This is a genomic window from Achromobacter spanius (genome assembly GCF_029637605.1).
GTDB lineage: Bacteria > Pseudomonadota > Gammaproteobacteria > Burkholderiales > Burkholderiaceae_B > Achromobacter > Achromobacter spanius_E.
Map to the genome: position 1 here is coordinate 410,647 of NZ_CP121261.1, position 13,913 is coordinate 424,559.

The following is a 13,913-nucleotide window of genomic DNA, read 5'->3' on the forward strand; positions in this document are numbered from 1 at the left end:
TCGTCGACGGCCACGCATATTTATCCCTATGCGCGGGCCGACGATGGCAGCGCCCGGGGTCACACGCTCTTGGCAATGTCTTGGTAGGAAGAAAACGCGTGACACGATCAAGCGTGGAGACAATACATGAGCCAATATGGGCCGTTGAAGTTGCACGTCCCCGAGCCCACGGGGCGTCCGGGTTGCAAGACCGACTTTTCCTATCTGCATCTCTCGCCGCCCGGCGAGGTGCCCAAACCCCCCATTGATGTTGCCGCGGTTGATACCGGCGCCCTGGCGTACAGCCTGGTCCGCGTGATCGACGACGACGGCCGCGCGGTGGGGCCATGGGCGCCCGAGATCAGCAACGATCAGCTTCGTGCCGGCATGCGGGCCATGCTGAAAACGCGCATCTTCGACGGGCGCATGCTGACCGCGCAGCGCAAGAAGAAGATTTCGTTCTACATGCAAAGCCTGGGCGAGGAAGCCATCGGCTCCGCCCATGCGCTGGCGCTGGAACAGGGCGATATGTGTTTCCCGACCTATCGCCAGCAAAGCCTTCTGCTGTCGCGCGATGTGTCGCTGGTGACGATGATGTGCCAGCTCATGTCCAACGAGCGCGACCCGCTCAAGGGCCGCCAGTTGCCGGTCATGTATTCCGACCGCCCCAACGGCTTCTTCACGATTTCCGGCAACCTGGCCACGCAGTTCATCCAGGCGGTGGGCTGGGCGATGGCCTCGGCCATCAAGGGCGATACGCGCATTGCATCGGCCTGGATCGGCGACGGCGCCACCGCCGAGGCCGACTTCCATACCGCGCTGACCTTCGCGCACGTCTACCGCGCGCCGGTCATCCTGAACGTGGTCAACAACCAGTGGGCCATCTCCACCTTCCAGGCGATTGCCGGCGGTGAAGGCGCTACCTTCGCGGGCCGTGGCGTGGGCTGCGGCATTGCGTCGCTGCGCGTGGATGGCAACGATTTCCTGGCGGTGTATTCCGCCTCGCGCTGGGCCGCCGAGCGCGCCCGCCGCAACCTGGGCCCGACCCTGATCGAATGGGTCACGTACCGAGCCGGTCCGCACTCCACGTCCGATGATCCTTCCAAGTACCGCCCCGGCGATGACTGGGCGCACTTTCCGCTGGGCGACCCGATCGAGCGCTTCAAGAAGCACCTGATCGGCCTGGGTATCTGGTCCGACGCCGAGCACGACGCCGTGCGCGCCGAACTCGACGCCGAGATCGTCGCCGCCCAAAAGGAAGCGGAAAGCTACGGCACCCTGGTGGACGGCCACGTCCCCAGCGCCGCCAGCATCTTTGAAGACGTCTACAAGGACATGCCGGAGCATCTGCGCCGGCAGCGCCAGCAGCTCGGAGTCTGACCATGGCAATTGATAACAACGCTGGTCCGGCCTCGGCGCCGATGACCATGATCCAGGCTTTGCGCTCGGCCATGGATGTGATGCTGGAGCGTGACAACAATGTGGTGGTGTTCGGACAAGACGTCGGCTATTTCGGCGGCGTGTTCCGGTGCACGGAAGGCCTGCAAACCAAGTACGGCAGCTCGCGCGTGTTCGACACGCCGATCTCCGAAGGCGGCATCGTGGGCGTGGCGGTGGGCATGGGCGCCTACGGCCTGCGCCCCGTTTGCGAAATCCAGTTTGCGGATTATTTCTATCCGGCCTCTGACCAGATCGTGTCCGAGGCCGCGCGCTTGCGCTATCGCTCGGTGGGCGAATTCATCGCCCCGATGACGATCCGCATGCCCTGCGGCGGCGGCATCTACGGCGGACAGACGCACAGCCAAAGCCCCGAGGCCATGTTCACGCAGGTCTGCGGGCTGCGCACGGTGATGCCGTCCAACCCCTACGACGCCAAGGGCCTCTTGATTGCGTCCATCGAAAACGATGACCCGGTGATCTTCCTGGAGCCCAAGCGACTCTACAACGGCCCGTTTGACGGCCACCATGATCGCCCCGTCACGCCGTGGACGGGTCGCCCCGGCAGTGTGGTGCCCACCGGTTACTACACGGTGCCGCTGGACTCCGCCGCCATCGTGCGGCCGGGCAATGCGCTGACGGTGCTGACCTACGGCACCACGGTGTATGTGTCCTTGACCGCCGCCGAAGAGACCGGCATTGACGCCGAAGTCATCGACCTGCGCAGCCTGTGGCCGCTGGATCTGGAAACCATCGTGAATTCCGTGAAGAAGACCGGCCGCTGCGTGGTGGTGCACGAAGCCACGCGCACCTGCGGGTACGGCGCGGAACTGATTTCGTTGGTGCAAGAGCATTGCTTCCATCACCTGGAGGCGCCTGTCGAGCGCGTGACCGGTTGGGACACTCCCTACCCGCATGCGCAGGAATGGGCGTACTTCCCCGGCCCGCGCCGGGTTGGCGAAGCGTTTAAACGCGCGATGGAGGTGTGACATGGGGATCCATATCATCAAGATGCCCGACATCGGCGAAGGCATTGCCGAGGTCGAACTGGTGGGCTGGCATGTAAAGGTCGGCGACACGGTTGCCGAAGACCAGCCGCTGGCCGATGTGATGACCGACAAGGCCACGGTGGAAATTCCGTCGCCGGTGGTCGGCAAGGTGATTGCGCTGGGCGGCGACGTGGGCCAGGTCATGGCCGTGGGCGGGGAATTGATCCGCCTGGAAGTGGAAGGCGAGGGCAATGTGCGCCCCGGGTCGGGCGCGCCGCAGAAGGCGGCATCGGAAGCGGGCAAGCCGGCAGGCGGCGACGCGCCCGCGTCCGCGTCCGCCTCCGCGCAAGGCGAAGCGGGCGCGAAGGCGGGCGGCATCGCCGGCCAGATCGCGGCATCGATGTCGCCGACGGCTGCGTCGGCCTCCGCGCCGGCCCAGCAAAAAGGCAATCAACAGGCCGATCAACCACCGAGGCAACAACCCGCGCGGTCCTCATCCGCATCCTCCACCACGCCCGCCGTGCCGCGCCAACCGGGAGACAAGCCCTTGGCCTCGCCCGCCGTGCGCAAGCGCGCCTGGGACCTGGGCATCGAACTGCGCTTTGTTGCCGGCAGCGGTCCGGCCGGCCGGGTCATGCACGAAGACCTGGACGCCTATCTGCAATCGCAAGGCTCGGGCCAGGCCGCGCGCGGCGGGTCGGCATATGTGGAACGTCACGATCAGGACGTGGTACCCGTCATCGGCCTGCGCCGCAAGATCGCGCAGAAAATGGCCGAGTCCAAGCGCCGCATTCCCCACTTCAGCTACGTCGAGGAAATCGACGTGACCGAACTGGAAGACCTGCGCGTGCAACTGAACCAGAAATGGGGCGAGTCGCGGGGCAAGCTGACCTTGCTGCCGCTCCTGGCGCGCGCCATGGTGGTGGCGCTGCGGGATTTTCCGCAGATCAATGCGCGTTATGACGATGAAGGCGGCGTGGTGACGCGCTTTGGCGCCGTACACATCGGCATCGCCACGCAAAGCGAGGGCGGCCTGATGGTGCCGGTGATGCGCCACGCCGAAGCGCGCGATCTCTGGTCCATGGCGGCCGAGATCGGGCGCCTGGCGCAAGCGGTGCGCAGCGGCACGGCCGGGCGCGACGAGCTGTCCGGTTCCACCATCACCATCACCAGCCTGGGTCCCTTGGGCGGCATCGTCACCACGCCGGTGATCAACCACCCCGAGGTCGGCATCGTGGGCGTGAACCGCATCGTTGAGCGGCCGGCGTTCCGCAACGGCGCCGTGGTGGCGCGCAAGCTGATGAACCTGTCGTCGTCGTTTGACCACCGCGTGGTGGACGGCATGGACGCGGCGCGCTTCATCCAGGCGGTGCGCGCGCTGCTGGAACAACCCGCGCTGCTTTTCGTGGAGTAAGCATGAGCCAGATCACAAAGACAACGACCTTGCTGGTGATCGGCGGCGGCCCCGGCGGCTACGTGGCCGCCATCCGCGCCGGGCAATTGGGCGTGCCGACCCTGCTGGTTGAAGGCGCGCAACTGGGCGGCACCTGCCTGAACATCGGCTGCATCCCGTCCAAGGCGCTGATCCACGCCGCTGAGGAATTCGACAAGGCGCGGCACTATGCGGGGGAATCCCCGCTGGGTATTTCAGTGTCCGCTCCCGCCATCGACATCGCGCGGACCGTGTCCTGGAAAGACGGCATTGTCGGCAAGCTGACGGGTGGCGTCGGCGCGCTGTTGAAGAAGAACGGCGTGCAAGTGGTGCAGGGCTGGGCGCATCTGCTGGACGGCAAGACCGCCGAAGTCACCACCGCCGATGGCGGCACGCTGCGCATCCAATGCGAACACCTGTTGCTGGCGGCCGGGTCTGAACCCACGCCGCTGGTGTCGATGCCGTTCGGCGGCATCGTGGAGTCATCCACCGAGGCCTTGTCGCCCACGTCCATCCCCAAGCAGTTGGTGGTGGTGGGCGGCGGCTACATCGGGCTGGAACTGGGCACCGTGTACCGCAAGCTGGGCGCGGAAGTCGCCGTGGTGGAAGCGCAGGACCGCATCCTGCCAACCTACGACGCCGAACTGACCAAGCCCGTGGCCGCCGCGCTGGCGAAGATGGGCGTGGCCCTGCACCTGAACCGCAAAGTCCTGGGCTTGAACGCGGCGGGCAACGCGGTGCGTATCCAGGACGCATCCGGCGCCGAAACGCTGTTGCCGGCCGACCGCGTGCTGATCGCCGTGGGCCGCCGTCCGCGCACGCAGGGCTGGGGGCTGGAAAGCCTGCAACTGGATCGCAAGGGCAACGCGCTGCGCATCGACGACCAATGCCGCACGTCGATGCGCGACGTCTGGGCCATTGGCGACATTGCTGGTGAACCGATGCTGGCGCACCGCGCCATGGCGCAGGGCGAGATGGTGGCGGAACTGGTGGCGGGCAAGCGTCGTCACTTCCAGCCCGCGGCGATTCCCGCTGTGTGCTTTACCGACCCGGAAGTCGTGGTGGCGGGCTTGTCGCCGTCGGACGCGGAAGCAGCCGGGTTGGACTGCCTGGCGGCATCGTTCCCGTTTGCGGCGAACGGCCGTGCCATGACGCTGGAATCCACCGACGGCTTTGTCCGCGTGGTGGCCAGGCGCGACAACCATCTGATCGTGGGGTGGCAGGCGGTGGGGCGCGGGGTGTCGGAGCTATCGACGGCCTTTGGCCAATCACTGGAAATGGGCGCCACGCTGGAAGACGTGGCGGGCACCATCCATGCGCATCCGACCTTGGGCGAAGCGGTGCAGGAAGCGGCGCTCAAGGCGCTGGGCCACGCGCTGCACATTTGATTCGTCGTGTGTAGATTGATGCTGATCGATGATCAGCCGGTGGCGGCAAGTGCCGCTACCGGCTGCCGTCGATATACGGCCGGGCCTGCAAGACGATGATGTGGTCGCCCTGCACGGCCCATTCGATATCCTGATCCACATTGCCCAACCGCAGCTTGATCTGGTTGCCCACGGCGGCCAGCCGCGCGACGAGCGCATCGTTCAGTACTTGTCTTGATCCTTCGATCGGCACTTCGCGCACGCCGCCTGCCGCGTCCGCCACCAACTGCGTGTCCTCGGCGGAACGACTCAGCACCTGCACCGCCTTGGACCAGGTGGAATACATCAGTTGCTCTGCCTGGCGCTTGCCTTCCACCACCTTGATGCCCAGCCCGCGCTTGGCGGAAATGTACGTGACGTAGCGGCGCGACGCATCAAAGGGATCGCGCGTGATCATCACGCCCGAACTGTCCGATGCCGCCGCCTGCTGCACCAGCACCGCCATTACCACGCCATCCTGGCCGATGCCGGCCGCGCGCCGCGCCTCGTAGGCTTCAAAGTTATAGACCGACGCCCACACCGTCTGCACGGCTTGCGCCAAGGCATTGGCCTGCGTCACGTTGGGCACGGTGGTGTAAAGACCCGCGCCGCTGAAGCCGGGCAGGTCTTCGGAATTGGATGAGCTGCGCACGAAGACGCCGCGTCCCTTCAACTGCTGTTGCCAGCGTTCGCGCCAGGCAGCAAGCAGCGCGGCGTCGGGCGGGGCGGTGATGATGTCCTGGCGCAAGGCGGCCAGTTCGGCGCGGCGCACGTTGGCGTCACGGGCGAAGTCGGGCCGTTGTTCCAGCGCGGCGATACGTTGCGGGATGCCCAACTGCTTCATGAATGCCGCGTACTGGGCAAACGGAATGCAGAAGCCGTCCGGCACGCTGGCCAGCGGCGGCAGCGCCGATTTAAGCGCGCCCAGGTTGGCCGCCTTGACCCCGCAGTACCGGCTGTCGCGCGTGGCCATCCCCGTCAGCGGTTTCAGCGCGCGCACCGATAGGTCGGGCTTGGGCAGCGGCAGGGCGGCGGCTTTGGGCAGGTCGTTGGGCTTGCCTTCGGGTTTGGCTTCCGGCTTGGCAATGGGCTGCACCTGATAGCCGTTACTGGTGACCGTCAGTTCCACCCACTGGCCGTCATACTTGCGCAGCGCCGCGACGGCATCGCGCACGTAAGCGTTGGGAATGCGCCAGCCCTTGGCCAGCAGGTTCACATGCGACAGCAACGTGGATGGCCGCTGCGTGACCAGGCCCGCGACGGGCGGGATGGCGACGGGCACTTCGTCCAGCACCAGGATATCGGTGGGCGCCAGATCCGGCGTGTCATCCACCGACTTCACGATACGCAAGCGGCCCTGCGCATGGCCCGTGTTCAGCGGCAAGAACGTCTGTTCGCGCAGCAAGGCCTCTTGCGTCACCAAGGCCAGCCCGGCGGTTTGCGCCGTCTGCTCTTGCGCCGTGGAGTTCGCCTTGAAACGCACGGGCTCGTAGAACGTGGCGCGTAGTTTGTCTTCGGTCAGGCGCAGCAGCGCGGGCGTGACTTGGTCGCCTTCCCAGAATTCGTAGGTGTAGCCAGGCAGATCGCGCTGCCAGCTCAGGGTGCCGAACAAGAGCCGCCGCTTGGGGTCCTTGTACTGCGCGATCAGCGTGGCCCGGTCCGAACCCGGCAGCAGCCGGTGTGCGCGCGCAAAGTTCTCGTGCAGGGAATAGCGCGGCGTATCGACGTAATAGATGCGGTCACCGCGTTGGCGATCAATCACGAACAGCACATGCGGAATCTCAAGCGGCGTGCCGGCGTTGTAGACGCGGGCCAGTTGCTGGAATTCGGCCTGCGTGCCGATCTGGCCTAGATAGGCCGGTCCCCCACGCTTCGCGCCTTCTTGCGATTGCGTCGCGAGTTCGTCCGGGCGCAGGGGGCGGGCGTTCTCGTAGGGCGAAGGTTTGCGGGCGGTTTGCGCCAGGGCCTCGGAGCCACTGCCGGCGACAAGCAGCAGGCCGAACGCGCTCAGGATGATCGGGCAAACACGCAGGCTGCGCGGCAGGCCAACACGGCGTAAGGCAGGCGATAGCGGCATGAAATGGGGGCGGGTCGCAAGGAGTTGCGATGATATCGGAGCGCCCGCCTTGGCCTGTAGGCGAGTGTTTCCAGATGTGGCCAATCATGCGTCGCCCATGCGAGGCTGAAAGGGGCAACGAAAATACCCAATTCCAGTGATACGCGCCCAACGACGATTCCCGTGTAATCCAGTCTCGGCAATCAGCCGCGCCGGCGGCGCGAGCGCCAGCCCCCGTTTTCGCACGCGCGGACGGGGGGCGGTTTCTCGTAGGGCCATTTACGCAGGGGGAGCGAAAGCTGCCCCTGTTTTTTTTGGGGCTAAGGAATTGCGTCGAGGGACGTGAGGGAAGCCGTCGCGTGGTCTGATTTTCACCTGACGGCGGCGAAATTTTTGAAATGGTCTTCTAAGGTGGAGCACTACCCTTTGCGGGGATTCTCGACAATCAGGAGGCCATTGTGCTGACCTATCCCTATACCCTCACTCCCGACACCAACGGTACGTTGTTGGTGTTGTTCCCGGACTTTCCGGAGGCGGCAAGTGTTGGGGATGACGAGCAAGACGCTGCCGTTAACGCCTTGGAGGCGCTTGAGGCCGCGCTGGAGATTTACTTCGACGAGCGCCGACCCATCCCGCTGCCCAGTCTTGACCGGGCAACACGGTACTCCGTGACGTTGCCTGCCGTCGTGACGAGCAAAGTGTTCCTGTCCAACGAGATGATCCGGCAAGGTGTGCGTAAAGCAGAGATGGCCCGTCGCCTGGGGGTTCATATGCCGCAGGTCGATCGTCTGTTGAACTTGCGTCATTCTTCACGGATCGAGCAGGTGGAGGCGGCACTGGAGAAGCTCGGCCGTCGCCTGGACGTATCGATCGCCTAGCGACTACCCCCGGATATTCCGTACCAGGCCCTCTATGGGTTCATTGCATCCGACGCAACAAGGCCCCCTGTCGGGGGCCTTGCTTTACTTGGTTTACCAAGCCAGCCTGAGCCGGAATCAGCCTTCGGCCGTTTCCGCCAGTACGCGCTGGGCTTCTTCGGCCACGCGCTCGGGGGCGGTGCCGCCGACGTGCTTGCGGGCGGCAACCGAGCCTTCCAGCGTCAGCACCTGGTGGACGTCGTCACCGATCTGGGCGTGATAGGCCTTGAGTTCGTCGGTGGACAGGTCAGCCAGGTCGCAGCCACGCTGTTCGCAGTCGCGCACGGCGTGGGCCACCACTTCGTGGGCGTCGCGGAAGGGCACGCCGCGCTTGACCAGGTAGTCGGCCAGGTCGGTGGCGGTGGCGAAGCCTTGCAGGGCGGCGGCGCGCATGTTGTCGGCCTTGACCTTGATGCCGGCAGCCATGTCGGCAAAGATGGTCAGCGTGTCGCGCACGGTGTCCACGGTGTCGAACAGGCCTTCCTTGTCTTCCTGGTTGTCCTTGTTGTAGGCCAGGGGCTGGCCTTTCATCAGGGTCAGCAGGGCGACCAGGTTGCCGTTGACGCGGCCGGTCTTGCCACGGGCAAGTTCGGGCACGTCGGGGTTTTTCTTTTGCGGCATGATCGAGCTGCCGGTGCAGAAGCGGTCGGCCAGGTCGATGAAGCCCACGCGCGGGCTCATCCAGAGCACCAGCTCTTCGGACAGGCGCGACACGTGCGTCATGATCAGTGCGCCGGCGGCGCAGAATTCGATGGCGAAGTCGCGGTCGGACACGGCGTCCAGCGAATTGCGGCACACGCCGTCAAAGCCCAGCGTCTTGGCGACGCGCTCGCGGTCGATGGGGAACGAGGTACCAGCCAGCGCGGCGGCGCCCAGCGGCAGGCGGTTCACGCGGCGGCGGCAGTCGGCCAGGCGCTCGGCGTCGCGGCCGAACATTTCGGCGTAGGCCAGCAGGTGGTGGCCGAAGGTAACGGGTTGGGCAACTTGCAGATGGGTGAAGCCCGGCATGATGGTGCCGGCGTTTTCCAGGGCCACGGCGGCCAGGGCGTGGCGCAGTTGGCGCAGCAAATCTTGCAGGTTGTCGATTTCATCGCGCAGCCACAGGCGGATGTCGGTGGCGACCTGGTCGTTGCGCGAACGGCCGGTGTGCAGGCGCTTGCCCGCGTCGCCCACCAGTTCCACCAGGCGCTTTTCGATGTTCAGGTGCACGTCTTCCAGATCCAGCAGCCATTGGAAGCTGCCAGCGTCGATTTCAGACAGAATCTGGGTCATGCCGCGCTGGATGTCGGCCAGGTCTTGCGCGCCGATGATGCCTTGGGCGGCCAGCATGTCCGCATGCGCGAGCGAGCCCTGGATGTCGTGGCGCGCCAGGCGCTTGTCGAAATCCACGGACGCCGTATAGCGTTTGACGAGTTCGGATACCGGTTCCGAGAACCGGGCGGACCAGGCCTGCGCCTTGTTGGCGAACTGGTTTTGATCGGGGGAGGGAGTGTTTGCCATGATGGGCGGAATTATAGGGCCTGCCGACAAGCCGGCGCACGCGGGGGCCGCCCCGGCCCTGATTTCCCGGGTGCCACAGCGCGCCAACGCCCGACTTGTCGGATAATCCAGCCTTGGTTTCAAGTCGTCGTTTCAAGAACTTAGAGCGAGTCCAAGAGATATGCCCGTGGAATGGGAAGAACTGGTAACCCAGCTCGATGCGCACATGCCGCACGAGGCCTGGGCGCAGACGCTGGTGGGTGTGGGCGTGCTGGTGCTGACCGCGCTGTTCGTGCAGTGGGTGGTGGCGCGCGTGGTGCTGCTGCTGGCGCACCGCGTGCTGGTGCTGAGCGGGCGGGGCGACTGGGACAAGGCGCTGCAACGCCGCCGGGCGTATCAGAACCTGTGGTACGCGGTGCCGTTCGCCGTGGTGTCGATGGGCATCGACCTGGTGCCGCACGCGGAAAAGGCCGTGACCATTGTGGGCCGGTTGGCCCATGCGGGCGCCTGGATCTGCGTGTTCGTGGCGTTCTCCGGCGTGCTGAGCGCCTGGCAGGACACCTATTCCGCCACCACGCGGGCGCAAACGCGCTCCATCAAGGGCTATATCCAGATCGGCAAGCTGATTCTGGCGGCGGTATGCACCGTGCTGGTGCTGTCCATCCTGATCGACCGCTCGCCGTTGTGGATGATTTCCGGCCTGGGCGCCTTGTCGGCGGTGCTGTTGCTGGTATTCAAGGACACGCTGCTGTCGCTCGTGGCCAGCACGCAACTGACCAGCAACGACATGCTGCGCATCGGCGACTGGATCGAAATGCCGCAGTCCAACGCGGATGGTTTCGTGAAGGACATCGCCTTGCACACGGTCAAGGTGCAGAACTGGGATAACACCGTCACCACGGTGCCCACCTACAAGCTGTTCTCGGAAAGCTATCGCAACTACCGCCACATGTTCGAATCCGGCGGCCGGCGCATCAAGCGCACGCTGCGCATCGATGCCACCAGCGTGCGCTTCCTGACCGACGACGAATCCCAGCGCCTGATGCGCTTTCGCCTGCTGCACGACTATCTGCAGGCCAAGACGCAAGACATTGCCCAGGCCAACCAGACCATGGGTGAATTGGCCAGCGTGCCCGCCAACCGCCGCCGGCTGACCAACATCGGCACTTTCCGCGCCTACGGCGTGGCGTTTCTGAAGCAGAACCCGGAAGTGCGCCAGGACATGGCGATGATGGTGCGCATGATGGAGCCCGCGTCCGACGGCATTCCGGTCGAGGTCTATTGCTTTACGGCCGTGACCGCCTGGGTGGAATACGAACGTATCCAGGGCGATATCTTCGACCACCTGCTGGCGGTGCTGCCGGAACTGGGGCTGCGCCTGTACCAGCAGCCGTCGGGGGCTGACTTCGGCGCCATGGGCAGCCATCTGCGCGAAAGCGCCATCCAGGCCGCGTTGGCGGCTGACCGGGACCGGGACCGCCCGGCGCCAGCCTTGCCGGATGGCTCGGGCGGCGTGTCCGAGCGCGGCCTGACCGACGGCAAGATGCCCACCTAGGCCGGGGAGCCCCAGGCGCCGTGAGATAATCCGCCGGTTGGAACTTAGTCTTCATTGACCCCAGGCGATCACCCGATGTCGAACCCGTTCTTCAACCTGTATTCCCACGGCTTCGCCCGGGTGGCGGTCGGCGTACCCGAATGCCGTGTCGCCGATCCGGCCTTCAACGCCACGCAGACCATTGAACTGGCCCAGCAGGCCGCCCAGGGCGGCGCCGTGCTGGTGGCGTTTCCCGAACTGGGCCTGTCTGCCTACACCTGCGACGATCTCTTCCACCAGAAAGCCTTGCTGGACGAATGCGAAGCAGCGCTGGCGCGGGTGGTGGCGGCCACGGCCGAACTGGATATTGCCGTCATCGTGGGCGCGCCGCTGCGCGTGTCGCACCAATTGTTCAACTGCGCCGTGGTGGCCGCCGGCGGGCGTGTGCTGGGCGTGGTGCCCAAGAGCTACCTGCCCAACTACGGCGAGTTCTACGAAGCGCGCCAATTCAGCGCCGCCGATTGCGCGCCTGTCACCGACATCCGCCTGCTGGACCAGACCGTGCCCTTTGGCGCCGAACTGTTGTTCCAGATGGAAAAGCTGCCGCTGTTCCAGTTCCATGTGGAAATCTGCGAAGACGTCTGGGTGCCGATCCCCCCGTCGTCGTTCGCGGCGCTGGCCGGCGCCACCGTGCTGGTGAATTTGTCCGCGTCGAACATCGTCGTGGGCAAGTCGGAATACCGCCACCAGCTTGTCGCGCAGCAGTCGGCCCGCTGCCTGTCCGCCTATATGTACACGTCGGCCGGCCGGGGCGAATCGTCCACCGACCTGGCCTGGGACGGCCAGGCGCTTATCTATGAAAACGGCGAGCTGCTGGGTGAATCCGAACGCTTCTTGAACCATTCGCACCTGCTGTTCTCGGACGTGGACCTGGAACGTCTGTCGCGCGAGCGCATGCGCCAGACCACCTTCGGCCAATCGGTTCGGCGCCACCAGGACGAAGTCCGCAAGTTCCGCCCCGTGGCGGTGCCGGTGAACCCGCCGCTGGCCGACGCCGAGCTGCCGCTTGAGCGGCGCGTAGCGCGGTTTCCCTATGTGCCGGCCGACCCGCAACGCCGCGACGCCCGCTGCAAAGAGGTCTACAGCATCCAGGTGCAGGCCTTGGCCCAGCGCCTGTCGGCCAGCAAGATGTCGAAAGTGGTCATCGGCATTTCCGGCGGGCTGGATTCCACCCACGCGCTGCTGGTCTGCGCGCAGGCCATGGATACGCTGGGGCTGCCCCGGTCCAACATCCTGGCCGTGACGATGCCCGGCTTCGCCACCAGTTCCCGCACGCTGCAACAGGCGCGCCGGCTGATGTCGGTGGTGGGTTGCACCGCGTCCGAAGTCGACATCCGCCCCAGTTGCCTGCAGATGCTGAAAGACCTGGGCCACCCCTATGCGGACGGCCAGCCGGTCTACGACATCACGTTCGAAAACGTGCAGGCCGGCGAACGCACCAACCATCTGTTTCGCATCGCCAACTTCAGCAACGCCATCGTCATCGGCACGGGCGACCTCAGCGAACTTGCACTGGGTTGGTGCACGTATGGCGTGGGCGACCACATGTCGCACTACAGCGTGAACGCCAGCGTGCCCAAGACCCTGATCACGCACCTGGTGCGCTGGGTAGCCGAATCCGGCCGGCTGGGCGAGGACGGTGCGGCCGTGCTGCTGGACGTGCTGGGCACGGATGTCAGCCCTGAATTGGTGCCGGGCAGCGACGAAAAGCCCGTCCAGAAAAGCGAAGACTCCATCGGCCCCTATGAACTGCAGGACTTCAACCTGTACTACACGCTGCGCTACGGCTTTGCCCCGACCAAGGTGGCGTTCCTGGCATTTACCGCCTGGCGCGACCGCGAGGCTGGCGCCTGGCCTGACGCCGGGCACGTGGTGCGCAACCAGTACGACCTGGCCGCCATCAAGCGCAACCTGAAGATATTCCTGGACCGGTTCTTCCGCACGACCCAGTTCAAGCGCACTTGTGTGCCGAACTCGCCCAAGGTGGGGTCGGGCGGTTCGCTGTCGCCGCGCGGCGACTGGCGCGCGCCCAGCGATTCGGAATCGGTGGTGTGGATGCGCGACGCCGAGCGCATTCCCGACGCCGCGCCACCGGGCTGATCGGGGTTGTCCCGCAATGCCGCAATCGCCTCGCTTGCGGCGCGGGCCCCGGTGGTATTCTCTTATCCATTGCGTTTTGCCGGCCGAATCCGCGCGGGCAGGGCGCCGCAACACATCAAAAACCCAGGACGACCAACGTGAAACAAGTCACCGCCATCATCAAACCCTTCAAGCTTGACGAAGTCCGCGAAGCGCTGGCCGAAGTCGGCGTCAGCGGCCTGACCGTGACCGAGGTCAAGGGTTTCGGCCGCCAGAAAGGCCACACCGAACTCTATCGGGGCGCGGAATACGTGGTGGACTTCCTGCCCAAGATCCGCGTTGAAGTCGTGCTGCCCGACAGCCAGGTCGAAGCCGCCATCGAAGCCGTGGTCAAGGCCGCGCGCACCGGCAAGATCGGCGACGGCAAGATCTTCGTGTCCCCGGTCGAACAAGCCATCCGCATCCGCACCGGCGAATCCGACGAAGAAGCACTGTGATCCGCGCCGCCTGTTGAGCGCCATCGCTTGAACATCAAAGGCGCTCGC

General features: G+C 65.4%; 10 protein-coding genes. 8 read left to right on the forward strand and 2 right to left on the reverse strand.

Annotated features, from left to right (window positions below):
- The first annotated feature begins 126 nt into the window (after positions 1-126).
- From P8T11_RS01890 to lpdA, 4 genes are read left to right on the forward strand one after another with little or no spacing between them, the layout of a single operon-like run.
- The gene (locus tag P8T11_RS01890; RefSeq protein ID WP_268078594.1) at positions 127-1,359 is read left to right on the forward strand and encodes a 3-methyl-2-oxobutanoate dehydrogenase (2-methylpropanoyl-transferring) subunit alpha; all 1,233 of its coding nucleotides are present in this window, start codon (positions 127-129) and stop codon (positions 1,357-1,359) included.
- A 2-nt stretch (positions 1,360-1,361) separates the two neighbouring features.
- Positions 1,362-2,405 (forward strand): alpha-ketoacid dehydrogenase subunit beta, encoded by a 1,044-nt coding sequence (locus tag P8T11_RS01895; RefSeq protein WP_183015013.1) that lies wholly within the window; start codon positions 1,362-1,364, stop codon positions 2,403-2,405.
- A 1-nt stretch (position 2,406) separates the two neighbouring features.
- The gene (locus P8T11_RS01900) at positions 2,407-3,819 is read left to right on the forward strand and encodes a dihydrolipoamide acetyltransferase family protein (RefSeq protein ID WP_268078593.1); all 1,413 of its coding nucleotides are present in this window, start codon (positions 2,407-2,409) and stop codon (positions 3,817-3,819) included.
- A gap of 2 nt (positions 3,820-3,821) precedes the next feature.
- Positions 3,822-5,225, forward strand: coding sequence for a dihydrolipoyl dehydrogenase (gene lpdA, locus P8T11_RS01905; RefSeq protein WP_268078592.1), 1,404 nt, complete (start codon positions 3,822-3,824; stop codon positions 5,223-5,225).
- A 55-nt stretch (positions 5,226-5,280) separates the two neighbouring features.
- On the opposite strand, the gene P8T11_RS01910 is transcribed toward lpdA, so the two are convergent.
- The gene (locus P8T11_RS01910; protein WP_268078591.1) at positions 5,281-7,320 is read right to left on the reverse strand and encodes a PEP/pyruvate-binding domain-containing protein; all 2,040 of its coding nucleotides are present in this window, start codon (positions 7,318-7,320) and stop codon (positions 5,281-5,283) included.
- A gap of 437 nt (positions 7,321-7,757) precedes the next feature.
- Here P8T11_RS01910 and P8T11_RS01915 point away from each other — a divergent pair, with 437 nt between their 5' ends.
- Complete coding sequence (locus P8T11_RS01915) at positions 7,758-8,177, forward strand: type II toxin-antitoxin system HicB family antitoxin (RefSeq protein ID WP_268078590.1); 420 nt, start codon at positions 7,758-7,760, stop codon at positions 8,175-8,177.
- 117 nt (positions 8,178-8,294) lie between these two features.
- Here P8T11_RS01915 and argH read toward each other — a convergent pair whose 3' ends face one another.
- Positions 8,295-9,716 (reverse strand): argininosuccinate lyase, encoded by a 1,422-nt coding sequence (gene argH, locus P8T11_RS01920; protein WP_100855308.1) that lies wholly within the window; start codon positions 9,714-9,716, stop codon positions 8,295-8,297.
- A gap of 160 nt (positions 9,717-9,876) precedes the next feature.
- On the opposite strand from argH, the gene P8T11_RS01925 reads away from it, so the two are divergent.
- The 3 genes from P8T11_RS01925 (at position 9,877) to P8T11_RS01935 (ending at position 13,865) form a co-directional block, all read left to right on the forward strand.
- Positions 9,877-11,250: a mechanosensitive ion channel family protein gene (locus P8T11_RS01925; RefSeq protein WP_268078589.1), complete on the forward strand. Its 1,374-nt coding sequence runs from the start codon at positions 9,877-9,879 to the stop codon at positions 11,248-11,250.
- Positions 11,251-11,325: 75 nt separating this feature from the next.
- Positions 11,326-13,389 carry an NAD(+) synthase gene (locus P8T11_RS01930; protein WP_268078588.1) on the forward strand — a complete coding sequence of 688 codons (2,064 nt, stop codon included), beginning with the start codon at positions 11,326-11,328 and terminating at the stop codon, positions 13,387-13,389.
- Between the two features lie 137 nt (positions 13,390-13,526).
- Positions 13,527-13,865, forward strand: coding sequence for a P-II family nitrogen regulator (locus tag P8T11_RS01935; protein ID WP_050449738.1), 339 nt, complete (start codon positions 13,527-13,529; stop codon positions 13,863-13,865).
- The last annotated feature ends 48 nt before the right edge of the window (positions 13,866-13,913 follow it).

Excerpts from the sequence above, each read along its gene's own strand:
- P8T11_RS01890 (WP_268078594.1), top strand. The coding sequence starts at position 127 with ATGAGCCAATATGGGCCGTTGAAGTTGCACGTCCCCGAGCCCACGGGG.
- P8T11_RS01895 (WP_183015013.1), top strand. The coding sequence starts at position 1,362 with ATGGCAATTGATAACAACGCTGGTCCGGCCTCGGCGCCGATGACCATG.
- P8T11_RS01900 (WP_268078593.1), top strand. The coding sequence starts at position 2,407 with ATGGGGATCCATATCATCAAGATGCCCGACATCGGCGAAGGCATTGCC.
- lpdA (WP_268078592.1), top strand. The coding sequence starts at position 3,822 with ATGAGCCAGATCACAAAGACAACGACCTTGCTGGTGATCGGCGGCGGC.
- P8T11_RS01910 (WP_268078591.1), bottom strand. The coding sequence starts at position 7,320 with ATGCCGCTATCGCCTGCCTTACGCCGTGTTGGCCTGCCGCGCAGCCTG.
- argH (WP_100855308.1), bottom strand. The coding sequence starts at position 9,716 with ATGGCAAACACTCCCTCCCCCGATCAAAACCAGTTCGCCAACAAGGCG.
- P8T11_RS01925 (WP_268078589.1), top strand. The coding sequence starts at position 9,877 with ATGCCCGTGGAATGGGAAGAACTGGTAACCCAGCTCGATGCGCACATG.
- P8T11_RS01930 (WP_268078588.1), top strand. The coding sequence starts at position 11,326 with ATGTCGAACCCGTTCTTCAACCTGTATTCCCACGGCTTCGCCCGGGTG.